Source organism: Bifidobacterium aerophilum, assembly GCF_010667685.1.
Lineage (GTDB): Bacteria > Actinomycetota > Actinomycetes > Actinomycetales > Bifidobacteriaceae > Bifidobacterium > Bifidobacterium aerophilum.
Map to the genome: position 1 here is coordinate 1 of NZ_WHZW01000011.1, position 19,989 is coordinate 19,989.

Below are 19,989 nucleotides of genomic sequence, written 5' to 3' on the forward strand. Positions count from 1 at the left end.
AGGTTTAGGCACCACCCATTCTGCCTAGAAGCCTCTAACTATTCCCACCCCTCCATCAGAACAGCAAACACGGTCGCAGTCCGATGTCGGTCATGCGACGACCTCGGCCCCGTGGCATAATCGGGTGCATGCGTATTGTGTTGCAGCGAGTGTCCCAGGCCAGCGTCGATGTGCTGAACGAATTGGGCACGGTCGATCCCACCTTCGAACCGCAGCAGACGGGACCCGGATATATGATCCTGGTCGGGGTGTCCGACTCGGACGGCGAGAGGGAGGTCTCCTGGTTGGCGCACAAGGTGCTCAACCTGCGCGTGTTCGAGGACGAGCAGGGCAGGATGAACCGTTCCATTCAGGATGTTGGCGGGGAGATCCTGTCGATTTCGCAGTTCACGCTGTTCGCCGACGTGCATAAGGGCAACCGGCCGAGTTTCGTGAAGGCCGGCGAACCCGTTCATGCCGAATTGGTCTGGCGCGATTTCAACGATGCGTTGCGATCCGGGGGAGTGCCGGTGAGCGAAGGGCGGTTCGGTGCGCACATGCGCGTCGGACTGATCAACGACGGGCCGGTCACCATCGCGATCGACACGGACGCCGACATGCCGGGCAAGGCGTAGGGGAGGCCGGTGTCGGGAAACGACATGCCGTAGAACATTTGTTCGATCTGTTTGGTAGAGTGATGACACGATTCTCGAAAGGTCGGTGATCGCCATGAGCGAGGACAACAAGACGCAGGACAACAAGACGGCTGCCGTGCAGACCGGAACGACCTCGAACGCGCAGCACGATGGAGGGAAGCTGCCCGAGCCGTATGAAAAGACCACCCGTCACGCGATCGTGATCGACGGAACGCATCTGGACTATACGGCCACGGTAGGTGCCATCAACATCGATACCGCCAAGGTCAAGCCGGCCGCGAGCATCTTCTTCACCGCCTTTGACATCGTTGACGGCAGCGGCAATGCGGATCCGTCCCGTCCCGTCACCTTCATCTTCAACGGAGGGCCGGGCTCGTCCACCACGTTCCTGCTGATGGGCTCCGTGGCGCCCAAGCGCATCGACGTGCCCGATGCGGCCCCGGTGCCGGCTGCGCCATACCATCTGGCCGACAACGCATACACGCTATTGCCCTCGTCCGATCTGGTGTTCATCGACGCGGCCGGGGCGGGTTTCTCCGAGATTCTCGACGCCGCGAAGGCCGAGCTGTGGTCGGTCGATGGCGACGTCGCCGGCTTCAGCGCGTTCATACGGGCCTATCTGTCCAAGTATCGTCGTTGGAACTCACCCAAGTATGTACTCGGCGAATCGTATGGCACCACGCGCGGTGCGGCATTGGCCTATCGTTTGCAACAGGACGGCGTCGCGCTCAACGGCCTGATCCTCATCTCCAATATCCTCGACTACGCATTCACGCTCGACACGTCGGACCAGTTCTACATCGGCTACTTCCCGACCTTTGCATCCGTTGCGAAATACCACGGCCGCGCGGCATCCGATACCGAGATCGCGGATCATCTGCAAGCCGCGCGCGCATTTGCGAACGGTCCGCTGCGTCTCGCGCTTGCAGCCGGCGCGTCCCTGGATGACGACACGAAGCATCGTGTCGCCGCACGCTATGCGGAACTGACCGGCCTGAGCGAACGGTATGTCTATGATTCCGACCTGCGCGTGGTGGACATGCGATTCCGCAAGGCATTGCTGCGCGACGAGGACAGGATCGTGGGTCGCTATGACGGCCGCGTGGCGGGCTATGATCTCGACCGCATGAACGACGAGGAGACGTTCGTGGTGGACGACGCGTTCCTCGACCCCGCCTATTCCAGCCTGTGCAACGCATATCTGCGTGACGAACTCGGTTGGGACCGCGTGCCGGAGCGCCGTGGATTCGCCGACTTCGATTGGAACGCCACCGAACCCGGTAAGGGTTGGACGTGGTGGCATGAACAGCCGGACATGACGAAATCCTCTTGGGGCGCGAAGATCCCGTTCCCGAACGTCGTGCCCGATCTGGCCGCCGCGATCGTTCATCAGCCGACGCTCAAGGTGCTGATCGGCAACGGCATCTACGATCTGTGCACGCCGTTCTTCCAGACGGAATACGATATCGACCATCTCGGTCTGCCGAAGCCGTTGCGCTCCAACGTGGCATTCACCTACTATCCGGCCGGTCACATGCTGTATTCGTCCGAAACGAGCCTCGCCAAATTCTCGTCCGATCTCAAGCGTTTTTACGGCGAGGATGTGACCGGACTGCCTAAGCTGAACGAGCGCCCGGATCTGCCCGAGGCGCGGATCGACCTGTAACGGCCCATTGCCGACGGTTGGATCATGCCTTTCCGCGGCATGGTCCAACCGTTCCCGACTCAAAGGAGGCATCCATGACATCATTCGCCAACTGGTCCGACCTCGACCTGAGTAATCTCGACCTGTCCAAACTCGACCTGTCGTTCATCGACAGGATCGTGTTGTGGTACGGCACGCTGCCATCCGCGGTGCAGACGCTCATTACCGTCGCCGTCGGCGCAGCCATCGCCTATGTGGTGTTCAAGATCGTCATCAAACTCATCAAGGGCATCATCGCTTCGGTCATCGCCGCCGTGCTCGCGTTCCTGCTGACGACGGTTCCCGGCAACCTGCTGCTGTCCCAGGCGTTCGACCATGTCGAGCAGCAGATCTCCACAAGCCTGAACAAATAGCGCATGGATTCCGTTCCCGTCTTGGGTCGTGTACGAGACGCGACGGACGATCCCCGTACAGTCGGAAAGGTTGTGATATGGACGTTACGCATGCATTGACCCATATCGGCACGAACGATACCGGACCGGTGTTCCTGCTGTTGCACGGATGGGGCTCCAACGAGCACGACCTGCCGAGCCTGCTTGCCTACTGTGCGCAGGGGGCGGATTACGCGTCGCTGCGTGCGCCGATCGCATATGGCATGGGCTATACATGGTTCGGTACCTGGGACTATGACGGTGTGCCTACCGGAGCGTCATTGGACGAACAGGCGCAGGAGGCGGGCGAAGCCATCAATCGTTGGGTATCGGACAATATTCCCGACGATCGGCGTATCGTGGTCATGGGATTTTCACAAGGTGGCCTGCTTGCAGGCGAGGTGTTGCGGCTGAAACCGCAGCGGTATGCGGCGGCGGTAAGCTTCTCCGGATTCCTTGCCCATGCGCCGCTTGCCGGAGACGACGAATTGGCGCAACGGCGCCCGCCGATGTTCTATGGACATGGTTCCGCCGACGATATCTTTCCACAGGACGAGGTCCGGGCGATGTCCCACTTCTACGCGGCTCACGTCACGCTCACCGAACGCGTGTACCCGGGCATGACCCACAGCATCTGCATGGAAGAGATGCGTGACGTCTCCGCGTTTCTGACCGACAATGATCTGACAAGGCCTCGCATCTGGTAAGCCGGTGCGAACGGTACCGGCATCGTGCGGACATGCCGTCGGCGTTATAGTGGGAATCATCGTGACCGCAGGGAACGGAGCAGCAGATGACGACGCAGGGAACGGATGACGACATGCTGGTATCGGTGATCGTGCCGGTATATAAGGTCGAACGCTATCTGGACGAATGCGTGGCCAGCATCGTCGCGCAAACCTACCGCAATCTCGAGATTCTGCTGGTGGACGACGGGTCGCCGGACGATTGTCCCGCCATATGCGATGACTGGGCCGAGAAGGACGATCGCATACGAGTCATCCACAAACCCAACGGCGGGCTGTCCGACGCCCGCAACGCCGGGCTTACGCGTGCCACGGGGGATTGCATCTACTTCGTGGATTCGGACGATACCATCGCGCCGAACCTCGTGGAACGCGCGGTGGCGACCATGCGCGAATACGATGCCGACCTGGTCATGTTCCAATTCGACACGATATCCGAAAACGATGTGCCGCTGGTGTCGGACTACAGGCACAACGACTTCGATACGGTCATGGTCATGACCCCCGAAGAGGGCATCAAGGCGCAGGTCAAGGCCGAAATCGACGGTTACTTCTGGTCGTTCCTCGCCGCGGCCCCGATCTACAAGGATCATGGGTTTTCGTTCCCCGTCGGCCGCAAGATCGAAGACATGGCGCGCATCTGCAACGTCATCGGCGAAGCGCGTCGCATCGTGCGCATCCCCGAGGTGCTCTACCATTACCGGCTGCGCAAAGGATCGATCACCAGCGGTTGGAGCCCTCAGCTCATCAAGGATTGGATGAAGGCCGCCGATGACCGGGAAGCCTATATTCTGGACCGGTATCCGGATCTCAAGGGGTTCATGCGCCTGCAGCAGCTGACGTTCTTCGCGAACCTCGACTATGAGACGATCCGCCAAAGCGTCACCGCAAGCCTGCATATCGATCCCGAGGACGCGAACGAGCTCCGCCGCCGCATCGACAGACTTCGCAAGGACATGGACGACAGCGGAGACGCGGTGCCGGAATCCACAGATTCACTGCTGGACATGCTCAAGGACTCCGTGGACGATGCCGTTGACGATTTCAAGGATAATTTCAAGGAAATACGCGATGACTGGATCCGCATTAGCCGCGGCTGGAAGGAGTACATGCACGACAAGGAGACGGATCGGGACTAATGCCGGTCTAGCCCGCTCGCCTTATTCCTTTGCTCCCCCTGAAGGGGGAGCTGGCAGCGAAGCTGACTGAGGGGCGGCACCCGGTCCCTTGAATCCAACGGGAACAGTAGGCCGGCCAGTCTCAGTTCGCCTTCAGACGGTACGCCTTCCACACATCGCTGAGCTTCTGTCCGTTCGACGTACGCTTCCACACGTCCAAGCCCACCTTGCTGCCTCCCGCCGCGCGTGCCGCGGCGGGAGGCGACGCGTATTCGGAACCGTCCTCCAGACGGAACCTGCCGTTTTCGGTGACGGTCGCCACATAGCGTTCGCCCTTGCGCGGCCGCTCCCATACCAGTGTCTCGCCGGGAATCAGCAATCCCGCTTTCACCACCTGTGCGATGGTGACGCGTCGGGATCCCCGGCTGACGCTCGACGCCGCATCCGTGCTTTCGACCAACCGTTCGATGCTGTCCGATGACGTCAGATCCGAATGGTTCTCGTCATAGCGAATATCCCAATATTCGGCGATCAGCCGAACCGTCTCCTCCTGACGGTGCCGCATCATCGCCGGCGTGCACTCGGCGAAATCGGCCAGCTCCCGCGTCAGCGGGAAACGCCGCGAATCCGCCCGCATCAGTATCCGTTCCCTTCTGCGATCGTACTCGGCCATTTTGTCCAGCTGATCCGCACCACCCTGCACCAGCGTCATATTGCCCAGACGGTACATCCAATAATCATGCGTTTCCTGCGACCAATGGGCGAACGATGCGGACTCGCCGATCTCCAACGGCATGATCGGCAAGGCGCTGAGCTTGCGCGGACGGGCGAGCCGGCCGTTCGCCGCCTGCTCGTTCGCGCGGATCAACAGCAGCCGCGCCAGTTCCTCGTCGCCCTGCAATTCGCCGTGCAGCCGTACCAAGGCGCCCGCTCGGTCATCGGCGCTGATGGACAGCCCCCGTACCAGTCTCACCGGATATCCCTTGTCGAGATCCCGGATCGCCGCCGTCGCATGGCCGCGCCGTTCCAGGGAACCCGTACGGTTCAGCGTATCCACGCCGGTCACGCGCTCCAATGCGGCGAACAGTTCCTCAAGACGTTGCGCATCGTGCAATCCGAGCGATGCCTCCGTCACCGTCGTGCGCGACGCGTGCGAGCCGCGCCGCACGAACGGTGACATGCCAGGTTCGCCGAGCTTGCGGAACGAATTGACCAATGCCCACATCGCCACGGGCTTCCACTCGTGGTTCCGGTAGTCGTTCAACGCTTCGATCCGGTCACGGACCCCTTCGGACAGCACCGTGTCGCCCGGATGCTCCAACATGCGCCACGCCATCGCATACGGGGCGAGAACACGGTCGATGAAGGAGGTGATCGTGCCGGCGGCCAGATACGGCTGCAGCACCTCATTCAGGAAGTCGTCGATCAGCTTGCCGGTATCGGGCTTGTGCGCCAGGATCAGATACAGGTATGAGAAGAATTCCTCGCTTTGACGGGGATCGTCGCCCAGGGGATCCATGATGTCGTCCCAACGAGCCGCATACGCGTCCACCAAGGCCGGTTTCAGCCCCGACGTCGCACGGGCCTTGAACACGTCGGACGGCGTCAACGGCAGTCCGCGCATGTTCATCACGTCGAAGATGCGGTGCGCGCCATCGAGATCATCGGTGGTGACGATCACCAGGGTCACGCCATTGACCAGATATGAGGCGAACGCGTGGCGCTCATCATCGCCCATTACGGACAGCGCGTCATAGGCCGCCCGGGTGTTGCGCGCGACATTGCGCTGCGCGGTCGACGACCAATCCTCGTCGGTCATGTCGAACAACGCCTCGAGATTGCCTTCCTGCACGTATTCGCGGAAAAACGCCGCATCGCGTTCGCGCAAGGTCAGTCTCGGTTCGTTCCTGATGCCGCGCAGCTTGTCCCCGGGCTCCACGATCAGCGCATCCAGCAGACGCATCCACTCCGCATCCTCCTCCAGATCGCGCAACGCCGCGATGATGATCGACAGAGACACCAATCGCTGCTGCCCGTCAATCACCTCGTACCGCGTTCCACCGTCATGCACCAGGATCAGCGATCCCAGAAAATATGGGACATCCGCGGATTTGGACGCTTCCTCGAGATCGCCGATCAGTTGCAGCACGTTCGCCGGCTGCCATATATAGGCGCGCTGGAACGAGGGGATCGTGAACCGATAATCCGAAGTGAACACCTTGCCGAGCGGTTTTTCCGTCGCGCTGATCGCCATACGTACCCCTTCGTTCAATGCCGTCACCAACAACCTGCACCCAGCCTACCAGCGTATGCATAGAACACCGGCATCGGCATCCGGCCATCCGCATATCCGCGGGAGAATCGTCACGATGCGCGGGACGGGATGACGGTGCACGGGGCGGCTGATGGTGCACGGGTACGGTGTGACGGTCCGCAGGACGCCGAACGGTCTCATTCGACGGGCGGCAGATCGGCCCGTTCCACCAATCGCGCCAACTGCACGCGTCCCATGTTCAACTTGTCCGCCGCACTCGACAGATGAGCCTTCGCGGTGCGTTCGGAAATGAACATGCGCGCGGCGATCTGCGCGTTCGTGAAGCCTTCCGCCGCCAGCACCACCGTCTCACGTTCCCGCGCGGGCAGCGAATCCAACAGGCGTCTCGCCTCGTCGCGACGGGCGGTCGGCCGCTGCGCGCCCAGATCGGCGATCAGCTGGCGCTGGCTCGCGGTATTGAACTGGGGAACGCCCTCGCACACGTCGAACACGCGACGGATGATCTCCTGCGGCGCATCGGTTTTCGACACGAATCCCTCGGCGCCGGCCTCCACCGCACGCTCCACCGTATTCGACGGGTTCAACGACGTGAGCATCAGCACATGCGGCGGCTCGGGAAGCGCCCTCAGCTGCCGCGTCGTCTCGATGCCGTCCGTGCCGGGCATGGCGATGTCCATCAGCACCACGTCGGGATGCTCACGCCTCGCATGCTCCACCGCGTCCACGCCGCTGACCGACGTGGAGATGACACGGATGCCTCCGTTCGAATAGTCCGTCAATATCAGCCGCATCGCCTGGCAGACCATCGGATCGTCATCGACGATGTTCACCGTGACATGAGGATCACGACAAGGTTCGGTGGCGCTGGCATCGGACGATGGACGGAGATCATGATCGCGTGTGTTCACGGCTTCATTGTATCCGGGCATGGGAGGATGGCATTCGCGACGGTACGTTCGGTCATGCGAGAGGACCGCCCGACACGCGAGGATCGGATGATGCCGCAGCCCACGGCAGCGTCACGTCGACATGGAATGCGCCGCGGCCGTCGACGCCATATCGGCACGAACCCCGTGCGGAACGAACCCGCGCAGCCAATCCCGACAGCCCGGAGCCGATGCGTGGTTCCCGCGTCGCGGACCGATCGGAACCGGCGTTGCCGGAGACCGTATGAGCGGTCGTGGTTTGAGTCGGCGTCGCGGCCACCGGATTGCTGGCATGGACGTGCACCCCGATCCGGGGATTGACGGTCACCTCCAGCGATATCGGCATGCCCGACGCATGACGCAGCGCATTCGTCAGGCTCTCCTGTATCGCCCGATACGCCACCTTGCCGACCGACTCGTCCAGATCGCCCAACTGGCGGATGTCTATCCATGTGTTGATCTGCGCTCCTGCCTGCCGGGCGTCCGCGATCAGGGCGTCCAACGAGTCACGGGTCAACGACGTGTCGTCTGTCGGAGCAAGCTGCTCCCACGCCTGTTGAGGATGGCGCAGCATGTCGATGATCGCATGCGCCTCATCCAGCGCGCCGGCCGCCTGCCGACGGATCTCGTCCGCCTTGGCCGCCACGGATGCGGCACCCGGACCGATCCGCACGTCGGAGCCGGACGCTTCGGCCAGTCTGTTCGCCTCGGCCTGCAGGGCGCTCGCGTTCAGGGCTATCAGCGACAATGAATGCGCAAGCGTGTCGTGCGCCTCCGCGGCGATCGCGTCGGCAAGTTTCTGGTCATCGAGATCGTTCTGCAGATGCTGCACATGATGCCGGGCCGCCTGCGTCTGCGCGTCGGCCTGCGTCAGACGAGCCCGTGAACGGATGTGCAGGCCGACCAGCACCGCCACCACGACGCCGATCAGACCGGTCATCGCCGCCGTGAGCACGATGGCGGGTTCTCCTGCCATCATCTTCGTGCCGGCCGTGACTGTCGTGTCGCCATCGGGCCGTTCGGCGAACACCACGTGCCACAACGACGTTCCCGCCGGTCTCAGGGCGTCGCGCACCTGCGACCATACGGCGACCGGCGTCGCCGCGGCCGTCGCGCGTATGGTGCGCGAGACGGCCGAACGCCGTGCCACCAGCGAGGACAGCGCCATCAGCATGAGCAACGGGTCATAAGGGAAGACGAGCACCACCGCCAGGCATGTCCAGAACACCGGCTCGGGATGCGTGCCCCGTTTCAGCAGGACGAACGGCCACACCAACGTGAGCAGCGTGCTTACCGACAGCCACGGGTACAGGATCCCGAGGCTCGGATCCAGACGCTCCGCCGTGAACGACGTCTGGGCCAGGCACATGAACGCCGCCGACGGGATCATCAGCACGGTGCACCAGCGTCGGGTGCGCACCGGCACATCGTCATCGTCGGCCGGCCGATGCGGCCATGCGATTCGTGGAAGGGTCATGATCCCCACTGTATTGCGTCACGCGCCCGCCGGCCATTGGACATGCGGGCGATATCGGACGCGACCCGTTGCCCGAAGGGGCAGCGAATTATGGCCGTTCGTCCACTGACGTTCCGACGACGTTTTCTGTAGCGTCGGACATGTCACTTACGAACGAGAAAGAAGGAACATCATGAGCAGTCACAGCCAATCTCCGATCCGACCCCAGTCCGATCCGCAGCCGGCCGGCAAGGAAGGCAAGACCGTCAAGAAGCCGATCTGGAAGCGTTGGTGGTTCTGGCTGGTCGTCGTCATCGTCGTGGTCGCGTTCGCCGCGAGCGCGAACGGAGGCAACGGGTCGTCTCCGTCGGCGCAGCAGTCGTCGCAGTCATCGACGAGCCAGAGCCAGCAGTCCGACGGCTCGAAGGACACAGCCGGTCAATCGGGCGATACGTCGAAGCAGGAGGAATCCAAGGTTCCCGCCGAATACCGGTCCGCGCTCAAACAGGCCGACACTTACGCCAATGTCATGCATATGTCCAAGCAGGGCGTCTACGACCAGCTTGTCAGCGAATACGGCGGCAAGTTCTCGGCCGAAGCGGCTCAATATGCCATCGACAACGTGAAGGCCGACTGGAATGCGAACGCACTGGCCAAGGCAAAAAGCTATCAGGACAACATGGCGATGTCCCCCGAGGCGATACGCGACCAGCTTGTCAGCGAACACGGTGAGAAATTCACCGCCGACGAGGCCGCCTACGCCATCGAGCATCTGAACGACTGATGCTGCGGGCCTCGTTCCGGGAATGCCGTGCATCCCGAACGTGGCCGTTCGGTGAAAGCGCGACGCTGCCGGCTGAAATTCATGGAATTCCAAGGTTGCCTCCCGTAGGATAGGCCTAGACAAGCAAAGCAAGGAGTCATCATGACATTCGGCCAGCAGCCGCAAGGCAACAACAACCAGTACGGCAATCCCAATGGCCCGCAGCAGTATGGCCAGCAGCAGTACCAGTACGCGCAGGCCCCGTACGGGCAGCCGCAGTATGCGTATGCGCCCAACGGCGCCGCCGCGATGAATACGCAGGCCGCGTATTCGTACGAGCAGGTGCAATCCGCCGAACGCGCGTCCGTCACCCGCGCATACGGCGAAATGACGATCGGTCTGCTGATCACCGCCGTCGTCGCGGTCGCCGCGCAGATGACCGGCGCGTACATCGCGTTCCTGCAGTCCACCGGACTGATCGGCGTCATCCTGTTCGCCGTCATCCAGGTCGGCATGGCCGTATATCTCGGCGCGCGCATCATGACGATCAAGGCGTCGACCGCGCGCGTCATGTTCTACGTGTATGCGGCGCTGATGGGATTCACGCTCAGCTCGATCTTCCTGATCTACGATCTCGGCTCGATCGGGCTCGCGCTCGGCATGACCGCGCTGTTCTTCCTCGTGCTCACGATGTTCTCCATGACCACGAAGATGGACATGCTCAAGGCCGGTCCGATCCTCATGGTCGCGCTGATCGTGCTCATCATCTCCCAGCTGATCCTCGCGTTCCTGCCGGTGAGCGGCATGACGCAGATCGTGTGCGCGATCGGACTGATCATCTTCGCCGGCATGACGATGTACGACGCGCAGGTCACCCGCGCGCTGTTCGCCCAGTACGAGGCGCAGGGGCCGGACGTGATCAAGAAGGTCTCGATCGTGTGCGCGCTGAACCTGTACCTTGATTTCGTGAACATGTTCCTGTACGTGCTTCAGCTGCTCGGCAACCGCGACTAGCCTTACGGCTGATCCCTGCCATCGACGAAAGCCCGGCCCCCGAAGGTCGGGCTTTCGTCGTTTCGGTCACCTGCCGGCGCTACCGTGGTGCCTCATGACACGACAGGAACTCGCGGGCATGGGATGCCTGATGCTGACGGCGCTGATCTGGGGCTTCGCCTTCGTCTCGCAGGTGCAGGGCATGGATTCGATGACGCCGCTGTTCTTCAACGCGACACGGTTCACGCTCGGCGCGCTTTCGCTGGCGCCGCTGCTGTGGTGGCGGTCGAAACGCGGGGGAGGAGCCGTTGCGGAGACGATGACCTGCAAGGAGGACGCCGCAGCCGACGGCGTATCCTCGGGCGTATCCAAAACATCCGTCGCTCGCATGCTTGCCGATCCGATCGTCGTCGGCGCGATCTGCGGCATGTTCCTGTTCACCGCCAGCACCTTGCAGCAGTACGGCATCCTGTACGGGCATTCGGCCGGGCGTGCCGGATTCATCACCGCCCTGTACATCGTGCTGGTGCCGTTGCTGGCGTTCGTGTTCCTGCGCCGACGCGTGCGTCCGGTCACGGCTCTCGCGGTGGCCGTTTCCATCGTCGGCTTCTACGCGCTGTGCGTCACCGACGGATTCGGTTCGCTGACCTTGGCCGATCTGCTGCTGGTGGTGACGGCCGTGCTGTTCGCCGCGCATATTCTGGTGATCGATACGCTTGGCGGCCGCATCGACCCGCTGACGCTGTCGTTCGTCCAATTCGTGACGACGGCCGTGCTGAGCTGGGCCGGATCCCTGGCCGAAGGGTCGATCGACTGGCAGGGAGCGGCCCAGGCGTGGCCGGCCGTGCTGTACGCCGGAATCGGTTCGGTGGGCGTCGCCTACACGTTGCAGGCGGTCGGCCAGCGATGGGTGCCGCCGACCCGCGCGAGTCTCATCATGTCGCTCGAATCGTTCTTTTCGGTGATCGGCGGCGCGCTGCTGCTCGGCGAGGTCATGACGCCGCGCGGATATCTTGGTTGCGCGCTCATCTTCGCCGGCACTCTCCTGGCCCAGCTGCCCGCTGAACCGCTCAGTCTGCCTTCGGTGCCTCGCCGACCTGAGGGGCGCCGTTGATGTCGCGGTGGATGTTCTGCATCTGCGTCTCGATGTTCTGCAGCGAGCGCGCGCAGTCGAGCAGCGTCTGCGAGTGCTCGCTGAGCTTCGAATCCGGCAGGTCGGTCTTGTATCGCAACGCGTGTTCGAGGCTTGCCCAGTAGTCCATCGCGATCGTGCGGAACTGCACCTCGACCGGCGTATAGTGCGCGCCCGACGACAGGAACACCGGCACCGCGTAGATCACGTGCAGGGAGCGATAGCCGTTCTGCTTCGGGTTTTTGATGTAGTCCTTGACGCGCAGCACCGAAATGTCGTTCTGCGCCGACAGGTAGTTGGACACGGAGTACACGTCGTCGCGGTAGTTGCAGATCACGCGCACGCCGGCCACGTCGAACAGGTTGTCGCGGATCGACGAGACCTGAAGCGGCAGCTCCTTGCGCTCCAGCTTGCCGAGGATCGAATTGACCGATTTGAGACGGCGTTCCATGTGATGGATCGGATCGTGCGCGAACCGCACCTGGAACTCCGAGTCGAGGATCTCGAGTTTGGTGCTGATCTCGTACATCGCGCCCTCGTATACCTGCATGAGGTTGACGAATTCCGTGATCTCCTCGGCGGGGAACGGCACGTTCTCCTGGCCGATGGCGTTGAGACGGGCCTTGAGATCGCTGGTATTGATGCGGCTTTGTCGGTCAAGTATCACGGTCAATAATCATAGCGGCACATGTGCGAAGGAACTGAAAATTTCCTTGGCCGCCCGCCGCGACGCGACCCGGCGGACGGTCTGGCGTGGCCAATCGTTACGATGGACGGTTATGAACGAAGACATGATGACCGAGGCGGAGCGCGCCTCGAAACTGGCCGAGCCGGCCGGCGACGCCGTTGCCGCCCCCAACCGGGGCAAGGGCGTGTATTACGTACATACGCTCGGATGCCAGATGAACGTGCATGATTCCGAACGCATCGCCGGCGTGCTTGAATCGGACGGCTATGTGCCCGCCACCGAGGAGCAGGTGATCGACAAGGACATCGACCTGATCGTCATGAACACGTGCGCGGTGCGTGAGAACGCGGCCGAACGCATGTACGGCACGATCGGCCTGTGGGCGCGGATGAAGCGCGAACGCCCGAACCTGCAGATCGCGGTCGGCGGCTGCATGGCCCAGCTCGACCGGCAGAAGATCGCGAAGAAGGCCCCGTGGGTGGACGCGGTGTTCGGCACGAAGAACATCGGCTCGCTGCCGCGGCTGCTCGATCAGGCGCGCATGGTCGGCGAGCCGCAGGTCGACGTGGTCGACAGGCTCGATTATTTCCCGAGCCAGCTGCCGACCGCGCGCGCCTCGCGCGTCTCCAGCTGGGTGTCGATCTCGATCGGCTGCAACAACACGTGCACGTTCTGCATCGTGCCGACCACGCGCGGCAAGGAGCATGACCGCCGGCTCGGCGACATCCTCGCCGAGATCCGCCAGTGCGTGGACAACGGCGCGAAGGAAGTCACGCTGCTCGGCCAGAACGTGAACTCGTTCGGCTACGGCATCGGCGACCGGTATGCGTTCAGCAAGCTGCTGCGGGCCTGCGGCGAGATCGAAGGGCTGGAACGCGTGCGCTTCACGTCGCCGCATCCGGCCGCGTTCACCGACGACGTGATCGCCGCGATGGCCGAGACGCCGAACATCATGCACCAGCTGCACTTCCCGTTGCAGTCCGGTTCCGACCGCATCCTGCGCGCGATGCGACGCTCGTATCGTTCCGCGAAGTTCCTCGACATCCTCGGCCGCATCCGTGAAGCCATGCCGGACGCCCAGATCTCCACCGACATCATCGTCGGCTTCCCCGGCGAGACCGATGAGGACTTCGAAGAGACGATGCGCGTGGTGCGCGAGGCGCGGTTCTCCTCCGCGTTCACGTTCGAGTATTCGCCGCGTCCGGGCACGCCGGCCGCCGCGATGGAGCAGGTGCCTCATGATGTGGTGCAGGAGCGTTTCGAACGGCTTGTGGCGTTGCAGGAGCAGATCACCGCGGAGGAACTCGCGAAGTTCGAAGGGCGCGACGTCGAGGTGATGATCACCGGGGCGGCGGGCAAGAAGGATTCCTCCACGCATCGCGTCACCGGCCGCGAGAAGACCGGCGTGCTCGTGCATATCGGCGTGCCCGAGGGCGAGACGATGCCTGAAGTCGGTGATTTCGTCACCGCGACCGTCACGCATGCCGGCCGTCATAATCTGATCGCCGATCCGAACCCGGCCGAAGGGCAGACCTATCATGTGCGCCACTGAGACCATGCCGTCCGCGGTGCCGCACCCCGGAGCGCGCGGGGCGTCCGACGTCCCGCGCGTCGTCTCGATCGTAGGTCCCACCGCATCCGGCAAGACCGGTCTCGGCATCGCCATCGCCAAGGCGCTTGAGTCGCGCGGCGAACGTGCCGAGATCGTGAACGCGGACGCCTACCAGATGTACCGCGGCATGGATATCGGCACCGCCAAGGCCACGCCCGCCGAACAGGCCGAGGTCAGGCATCATCTCATCGACGTCATCGAACCGGATGACGCGATGTCGGTGGCGCGTTTCCAGCAACTTGCGCGCGAGTGCATCCGCGATCTGCAGTCGCAGGGCATCCGCCCGATCATGGTCGGCGGTTCCGGCCTGTACGCGCGCGCCGCGATCGACGACATCTCGTTCCCCGGCACCGATCCCGAGGTGCGCAAGCGGCTCGAGGAACGGGAAAAGACCGAGGGCGCGGGCGTGCTGTTCGCCGAACTCAAGGCCAAGGATCCGGCGGCGGCCGCGCGCATGGACCCGCACAATCCTCGCCGCACCATCCGTGCGCTCGAGGTCATCGAAGTGACGGGCAGGCCGTATTCGGCAAGCCTGCCGCGCTACCGGTACGTGATCCCGACCGTGCAGATCGGCCTTGACCTGCCGCGTGAGGAACTTGACCGTCGCATCGACATCCGCACCAAGCGGATGCTTGACGGCGGATTCATCGAGGAAGTGGAACGGCTGCGTCCGCATCTTGGCATGACCGCATGCCGGGCCCTCGGCTACCAGCAGGTCATCGACTACCTCGACGGACTCGCCGACCTGAATGACACGTACATGGACATCGCGCAGAAGACCAAGCGGCTCGCCCGCAAACAGATGGGATGGTTCGGGCGCGATCCGCGCATCCACTGGCTGCAGGCGCTCAACCCGAGCCTCGTCGACAACGCGATGGCGATCATCGCGCACGCCGACGCCGGCGACTACGATCCGATCGATGCGCATGCCGACGAATACGTCCAGCACCATCTGGGCGACATCGGATAACGGAATCCCTGCGGCCGCGTACGCCCCGGACGGCCGCAGGCGATCGTCATCAGTGCGCCGGTCCCTGCTCCCAGCCGGCGATCAGGAACGTGCGGGTCGGATTCGCCGGCCGCGCGATGGCATCGAACATGCGCGTGAACCCTGACGTGTCGCCGCGGTACGCCGCATGTTTCGCCGCCTTGTAGCCGTCCCGGCCCACCGGTCCCCAGTCGAGGTCCCATCCGGCATCATGCGCGAGCCTCGAGGCGAAGATCCGCAGCGTCATCGCATTGCCGCCCTTGAACGGATGCAGATAGCCCAGCTCGTCGTAGATGCGTGCCAGTTCGCGCACGAACACGTCGCGGTCCATGGCCACCAGATTGCGTTTGTCCGCCAGTTCAGTCGCGATGTTGTGCGCCCCCGTCTCGATCAGCGCCGCGGGGAAGAACGCCTCCGGGTTTCTGGCAAGCGCGCGGTCCGCGGTCACCTCCCGCGTCGTGTTCGTCGTGCGCAGACGTCCGGCGTCGGCGAACACGCCTGCGAACAGGCCTCGGTGGATCGCGGTCAGTTCGGCCAGATCGTTGCCGGTCTCCCATCCGCGTTCGGTCAGCAATACGGTACGCGCCACGATGCTGCCGGCATGGTCCCTTGCGTGGTCGTCGAGACTGCCGTCCGCCAGTCGGCCTGGCGCGACGCCCGACGTTTCGGCGTCCGCCGCGTCGATCAGACCGGAAACGTCCAGATCGCCGCGTTCATAGTCACGCAGGGCGCGCAACGTCGCGTCGCCCGGCGCCATCGCTTCCAACGCGCAGTTCTTCAGTGCAAATGCGACTGCGCTCGCACGTTCGGCTGGAGTCATAGGCCCATCCTATCCGATGGACGCGGGTCATGCGGCCAGGCATGCGGAAAATAACCGGGTCTGGGTAGAATCATGACCGTTATGGCACGTACAGCATCCTCCAGCAAGAAAACCACGTCTTCGAACAACGACGCGTCGGCGCGTGACGGCGATACGCGGGTCGACCTGTCATCCGAGCCGCTCGGCAAGAAGATCCTGCTCGCCGTTCCCCGTGCGATCGGTTCCGCGGTCCGGGCCGTCGGCGGCGTGGGGGAGTACGATCCGATGTATCGCCGCGACGGCCTGTGCTTCCTGATGCTGGTGCTGGCGATCTGCTTCTGCGCGTCCGAATGGTTCCGCGTCAACGGCGCGCTCGGACGGCTGCTGCATGCCGTAGCGGCCGGCCTGTTCGGCGTGATGAGCGTGATCGTGCCGGTGCTGCTTGTTCTGGTGGCGGTCAGGCTGATGCGCAATTCGGGCAAGCATTCCGACAATCCTCGCGTCGTGACCGGATGGGTGCTGCTGCTGTGGTCGATCTGCTCGATCATCGACGTGGCCGTCGCCGCCGATACGCCGGGCTTCGACATCGCGCTGCTGCAACGGGCCGGCGGCCTGTTCGGCTTCGTGCTCGGCTCGCCGTTGGCATGGGGACTTTCCGACGTGTTCGCCATCATCGTGTTCGTGGTCGTCGCCCTGTTTTCGCTGCTGATGATCACACGCACCCATGTGACCGAACTGCCGGACAACCTGCGTGCGCTGCGTGACCGTATCCAAGGCGGCTCGGCGCCCGGGAAAAGCGAAGGGCGGAACGACGCCGACCGTTTCCCCAATGAGGTGCGGATCGGCGACGACACGCTCGCGTTCGCCGAGGGCGTTCCCTCCCACGATGGTTCGGACGGCTCGGATGGGAACACGAAGGCCGCCGGCACGTCCGGAGCGTGGGGATTCCTGTCGCGTCTGTTCGGACGCCATCGCGGCGACGAAGACCATTCCCTGGACCGTTATGCAGGGGATGACCCGTTCATTCATGCGGCCGACCGGCATGGCGAGGCCGCGGAAACCTCGCTGATCGATCACGCCGCCGCGGTGCCGACGAGAACCGTGTCGTCGGGAGAGCATGGCGTCGGCGCATACGGTTACGGATACGACGCCGATGGCGACGATCGCACCGTCGCGCAACCCGTGGCGGACGGGCATGGCGGGGAAACGGATACCGTCGCCGCCCCCGTACGTACGGTCAGCAGCGTGCCCCCGCAGCGTACCACGGTCATGCCGCTCGGCGGCGTGCCGGCTGCGGGTTCCGACCCATGGGCCGGCATCGGACGCGACGGTACCGCGTCGATGCCGGCGGTGTCCGCCGCCCCGGCCGCGGACGGCGACCAGACGATGGCCGTGCAGCCGACCGTCGACCCGGTCACCGGCGAAGTCCTCGACGACGGGGAAGCGGGCGGGACCTCCCCGGCCGACGCGGCCCGGGCCGATGCCGGACGCCCCTACCAGCTTCCCGACCTCGGCATTCTTGCCAAGGGGCAGCCGCACGCCGCGCGCACTCCGGCCAACGACAACGTCATCCGCGCCCTGACCAACACGTTCCAGCAGTTCAACGTCGACGCGAAGGTCGTCGGCTTCCTGCGCGGCCCCTCGGTCACCCAGTACGAGGTCGAACTCGGCCCCGGAGTCAAGGTCGAAAAGGTCACCAACCTGCAGAAGAACATCGCCTACGCGGTGGCAAGCTCCGACGTACGCATCCTCTCTCCGATCCCCGGCAAATCGGCCATCGGCATCGAGATCCCGAACGTCGACCGCGAGATCGTGCACCTGGGCGACGTGCTGCGCTCCGACAAGGCGATGAACGACCCGGCCCCGATGCTCACCGGCGTGGGCAAGGACGTCGAGGGCCATTTCGTGACCGCCGACCTGACCAAGATGCCGCATCTGCTCGTCGCGGGCGCGACCGGTTCCGGCAAGTCGAGCTTCATCAACTCGATGCTCACCTCGCTGATCATGCGGGCCACCCCGGAACAGGTGCGCATGATCATGGTCGATCCCAAGCGCGTGGAACTGTCCGCATACGCCGGCATCCCGCATCTGCTCACGCCGATCATCACCGATCCGAAGAAGGCCGCGCAGGCGCTCGAATGGGTCGTCAAGGAAATGGATGCGCGCTATTCCGACCTCGAGTTCTTCGGGTTCCGTCACATCAAGGACTTCAACAAGGCCGTGCGCGAAGGCAAGGTGCATGCACCCGCCGGATCGCAGCGCAAGGTGGCCCCGTACCCGTACATCCTCGTGGTCGTCGACGAGATGGCCGACCTCATGATGGTCGCCAAGAACGACGTGGAAAGCTCCATCCAGCGCATCACACAGCTCGCGCGAGCCGCCGGCGTGCATCTCGTGCTCGCCACGCAGCGCCCGTCCGTCGACGTGGTCACCGGCCTGATCAAGGCCAACATCCCGTCCAGGCTGGCGTTCGCGACCTCGTCGGCCACCGACTCGCGCGTCATCCTCGACACGACCGGCGCGGAAACGCTGATCGGCCAGGGCGACGCGCTGTTCCTGCCCATGGGACAGGCCAAACCGCTGCGCGTGCAGGGCTCGTGGGTGTCCGAATCGGAGATCCGCAAGGCCGTCGAGTTCGTACGCACCCAGCGAAAGCCCAGCTATCGAGAGGACATCGAGGAGATGGCCAAGGAGGCGGACAAGGCCGCCGTCGAACCTGACGAGGAGATCGGCGACGACATGGACGTGCTGCTGCAGGCCGCCGAACTGGTCGTCACCACGCAGTTCGGCTCCACGTCGATGCTCCAGCGCAAGCTGCGCGTCGGCTTCGCCAAGGCCGGCCGTCTCATGGACCTGCTCGAATCGCGCGGCGTGGTCGGCCCGTCCGAGGGGTCGAAGGCGCGTCAGGTGCTCGTGCAGCCGCAGGACCTGCCCGCGGTACTCGCGTTCATCCGCGGCGAAACCAGCTCCATCCAGTCCGGAGCCTCCTCTCGTCAGGAACCGGGCGGCGAGTGAACCCACGGCGAACACGCACGCAACATTCAGGCAAGGTAGAAACGTAAGGGTATGGTGAACGGTATGGCTACCGATATGAAGGAACATCAGGAATCCAGGCAATCGTCGCTGCTGGACGGCTGGAACGCGCCGCCGAACCTCGTCACCTATTCACGCATCGTGCTGGTGGTGATCTTCCTCGGCCTGTACATCGCCGCGGGTCCGTGGGGCGTCAACAACTACGCGATGCGCTGGGCGGCCGCCATCCTGTTCATCGTCGCCGCCTCCACCGACAAGCTCGACGGATGGATGGCGCGCAAGTACAACCAAGTCACCGAACTCGGCAAGCTCATGGATCCGATCGCCGACAAGCTGCTCACCTGCGCGACGCTGATCGTGGCCGCGGCGTTCGGCGAACTCGGCCCGACGGTGCTCGGCTGGATCGTCGTGGCGCTGTTCCTCGTGCGCGAGATCGGCATCACCGTCATGCGGTTCTTCGTGATCGACACCGGCGGCAAGGTGATCGCCGCCGCATGGCCGGGCAAACTCAAGACCCTGTTCCAATGCATCGGCCTGGCGATGCTGATGCTGCCCTTCTGGCAGTTCGCGGCAGGCTCCGGCGACAACCCGATGTGGCTGACCGTGTACCTGTTCGTCACGTACTTGATGATCTACGTGGCATTGGTGCTATGCCTGTACTCGGGCGGCGTGTACCTGGCGAACACGTTACGCGGGCGCAAGGGCGGATCTCGATGACGACACGGCTTCCCGACACGGGAAGCCGTTTT

17 protein-coding genes are annotated in these 19,989 nt (G+C 63.7%); 12 read left to right on the forward strand and 5 right to left on the reverse strand.

The features are described 5' to 3' along the window. Window positions 1-128: 128 nt before the first annotated feature. The 5 genes from dtd (at window position 129) to GFD25_RS06095 (ending at window position 4,596) form a co-directional block, all read left to right on the forward strand. The gene (dtd, locus tag GFD25_RS06075; RefSeq protein WP_163230970.1) at window positions 129-614 is read left to right on the forward strand and encodes a D-aminoacyl-tRNA deacylase; all 486 of its coding nucleotides are present in this window, start codon (window positions 129-131) and stop codon (window positions 612-614) included. Between the two features lie 94 nt (window positions 615-708). After that, window positions 709-2,301, forward strand: coding sequence for a S10 family peptidase (locus tag GFD25_RS06080; protein ID WP_163230972.1), 1,593 nt, complete (start codon window positions 709-711; stop codon window positions 2,299-2,301). 74 nt (window positions 2,302-2,375) lie between these two features. Further along, window positions 2,376-2,693 carry a hypothetical protein gene (locus tag GFD25_RS06085; protein WP_163230974.1) on the forward strand — a complete coding sequence of 106 codons (318 nt, stop codon included), beginning with the start codon at window positions 2,376-2,378 and terminating at the stop codon, window positions 2,691-2,693. Window positions 2,694-2,770: 77 nt separating this feature from the next. Beyond that, window positions 2,771-3,418, forward strand: a complete 648-nt coding sequence (locus GFD25_RS06090; protein ID WP_163230976.1) for an alpha/beta hydrolase — start codon at window positions 2,771-2,773, stop codon at window positions 3,416-3,418. Window positions 3,419-3,504: 86 nt separating this feature from the next. Next, window positions 3,505-4,596, forward strand: a complete 1,092-nt coding sequence (locus tag GFD25_RS06095) for a glycosyltransferase family 2 protein (protein WP_239512437.1) — start codon at window positions 3,505-3,507, stop codon at window positions 4,594-4,596. Between the two features lie 121 nt (window positions 4,597-4,717). Here the strand turns inward: GFD25_RS06095 and GFD25_RS06100 are convergent, their stop codons facing one another. The 3 genes from GFD25_RS06100 to GFD25_RS06110 all read right to left on the reverse strand — a co-directional run bounded on the left by GFD25_RS06100 (window position 4,718) and on the right by GFD25_RS06110 (window position 9,166). Next, window positions 4,718-6,829 (reverse strand): GmrSD restriction endonuclease domain-containing protein, encoded by a 2,112-nt coding sequence (locus tag GFD25_RS06100; protein WP_163230978.1) that lies wholly within the window; start codon window positions 6,827-6,829, stop codon window positions 4,718-4,720. A 197-nt stretch (window positions 6,830-7,026) separates the two neighbouring features. Beyond that, window positions 7,027-7,680, reverse strand: coding sequence for a response regulator transcription factor (locus GFD25_RS06105; RefSeq protein WP_338024631.1), 654 nt, complete (start codon window positions 7,678-7,680; stop codon window positions 7,027-7,029). Window positions 7,681-7,810: 130 nt separating this feature from the next. Continuing rightward, a complete protein-coding gene (locus GFD25_RS06110) occupies window positions 7,811-9,166 on the reverse strand; it encodes a sensor histidine kinase (protein ID WP_163231119.1) in 1,356 nt (451 codons plus the stop codon). Window positions 9,167-9,425: 259 nt separating this feature from the next. Between GFD25_RS06110 and GFD25_RS06115 the strand changes: the two genes are divergently transcribed. From GFD25_RS06115 to GFD25_RS06125, 3 genes are all read left to right on the forward strand, one after another. Continuing rightward, entirely contained in the window at window positions 9,426-10,016 is a 591-nt protein-coding gene (locus GFD25_RS06115; protein WP_163230982.1) for an Ltp family lipoprotein, read from the forward strand. Between the two features lie 141 nt (window positions 10,017-10,157). After that, a complete protein-coding gene (locus GFD25_RS06120) occupies window positions 10,158-11,009 on the forward strand; it encodes a Bax inhibitor-1/YccA family protein (RefSeq protein ID WP_163230984.1) in 852 nt (283 codons plus the stop codon). Window positions 11,010-11,127: 118 nt separating this feature from the next. Next, on the forward strand, window positions 11,128-12,102 hold the full coding sequence (locus tag GFD25_RS06125) for a DMT family transporter (protein ID WP_163231121.1): 975 nt from the start codon (window positions 11,128-11,130) through the stop codon (window positions 12,100-12,102). Here the strand turns inward: GFD25_RS06125 and GFD25_RS06130 are convergent. Then, window positions 12,059-12,787 (reverse strand): GTP pyrophosphokinase family protein, encoded by a 729-nt coding sequence (locus GFD25_RS06130; protein ID WP_163230986.1) that lies wholly within the window; start codon window positions 12,785-12,787, stop codon window positions 12,059-12,061. The genes GFD25_RS06125 and GFD25_RS06130 overlap by 44 nt on opposite strands. A gap of 112 nt (window positions 12,788-12,899) precedes the next feature. On the opposite strand from GFD25_RS06130, the gene miaB reads away from it, so the two are divergent. Both miaB and miaA read left to right on the forward strand, forming a co-directional pair. Next, complete coding sequence (miaB, locus tag GFD25_RS06135; RefSeq protein WP_163230988.1) at window positions 12,900-14,360, forward strand: tRNA (N6-isopentenyl adenosine(37)-C2)-methylthiotransferase MiaB; 1,461 nt, start codon at window positions 12,900-12,902, stop codon at window positions 14,358-14,360. Between the two features lie 4 nt (window positions 14,361-14,364). Next, window positions 14,365-15,390, forward strand: coding sequence for a tRNA (adenosine(37)-N6)-dimethylallyltransferase MiaA (gene miaA, locus GFD25_RS06140; RefSeq protein ID WP_163231123.1), 1,026 nt, complete (start codon window positions 14,365-14,367; stop codon window positions 15,388-15,390). 49 nt (window positions 15,391-15,439) lie between these two features. Here the strand turns inward: miaA and GFD25_RS06145 are convergent, their stop codons facing one another. Next, window positions 15,440-16,228: a Fic family protein gene (locus tag GFD25_RS06145; RefSeq protein WP_163230990.1), complete on the reverse strand. Its 789-nt coding sequence runs from the start codon at window positions 16,226-16,228 to the stop codon at window positions 15,440-15,442. Between the two features lie 81 nt (window positions 16,229-16,309). Between GFD25_RS06145 and GFD25_RS06150 the strand changes: the two genes are divergently transcribed. Together GFD25_RS06150 and pgsA are read left to right on the forward strand one after the other, a co-directional pair. Beyond that, window positions 16,310-19,222, forward strand: a complete 2,913-nt coding sequence (locus GFD25_RS06150) for a DNA translocase FtsK (RefSeq protein ID WP_163230992.1) — start codon at window positions 16,310-16,312, stop codon at window positions 19,220-19,222. A 63-nt stretch (window positions 19,223-19,285) separates the two neighbouring features. After that, a complete protein-coding gene (gene pgsA / locus GFD25_RS06155; protein ID WP_204314798.1) occupies window positions 19,286-19,957 on the forward strand; it encodes a CDP-diacylglycerol--glycerol-3-phosphate 3-phosphatidyltransferase in 672 nt (223 codons plus the stop codon). Window positions 19,958-19,989 lie beyond the last annotated feature (32 nt).

Excerpts from the sequence above, each read along its gene's own strand:
- dtd (WP_163230970.1), top strand. The coding sequence starts at position 129 with ATGCGTATTGTGTTGCAGCGAGTGTCCCAGGCCAGCGTCGATGTGCTG.
- GFD25_RS06080 (WP_163230972.1), top strand. The coding sequence starts at position 709 with ATGAGCGAGGACAACAAGACGCAGGACAACAAGACGGCTGCCGTGCAG.
- GFD25_RS06085 (WP_163230974.1), top strand. The coding sequence starts at position 2,376 with ATGACATCATTCGCCAACTGGTCCGACCTCGACCTGAGTAATCTCGAC.
- GFD25_RS06090 (WP_163230976.1), top strand. The coding sequence starts at position 2,771 with ATGGACGTTACGCATGCATTGACCCATATCGGCACGAACGATACCGGA.
- GFD25_RS06095 (WP_239512437.1), top strand. The coding sequence starts at position 3,505 with ATGACGACGCAGGGAACGGATGACGACATGCTGGTATCGGTGATCGTG.
- GFD25_RS06100 (WP_163230978.1), bottom strand. The coding sequence starts at position 6,829 with ATGGCGATCAGCGCGACGGAAAAACCGCTCGGCAAGGTGTTCACTTCG.
- GFD25_RS06110 (WP_163231119.1), bottom strand. The coding sequence starts at position 9,166 with ATGATCCCGTCGGCGGCGTTCATGTGCCTGGCCCAGACGTCGTTCACG.
- GFD25_RS06115 (WP_163230982.1), top strand. The coding sequence starts at position 9,426 with ATGAGCAGTCACAGCCAATCTCCGATCCGACCCCAGTCCGATCCGCAG.
- GFD25_RS06120 (WP_163230984.1), top strand. The coding sequence starts at position 10,158 with ATGACATTCGGCCAGCAGCCGCAAGGCAACAACAACCAGTACGGCAAT.
- GFD25_RS06125 (WP_163231121.1), top strand. The coding sequence starts at position 11,128 with ATGGGATGCCTGATGCTGACGGCGCTGATCTGGGGCTTCGCCTTCGTC.
- miaB (WP_163230988.1), top strand. The coding sequence starts at position 12,900 with ATGAACGAAGACATGATGACCGAGGCGGAGCGCGCCTCGAAACTGGCC.
- miaA (WP_163231123.1), top strand. The coding sequence starts at position 14,365 with ATGCCGTCCGCGGTGCCGCACCCCGGAGCGCGCGGGGCGTCCGACGTC.
- GFD25_RS06145 (WP_163230990.1), bottom strand. The coding sequence starts at position 16,228 with ATGACTCCAGCCGAACGTGCGAGCGCAGTCGCATTTGCACTGAAGAAC.
- GFD25_RS06150 (WP_163230992.1), top strand. The coding sequence starts at position 16,310 with ATGGCACGTACAGCATCCTCCAGCAAGAAAACCACGTCTTCGAACAAC.
- pgsA (WP_204314798.1), top strand. The coding sequence starts at position 19,286 with ATGGCTACCGATATGAAGGAACATCAGGAATCCAGGCAATCGTCGCTG.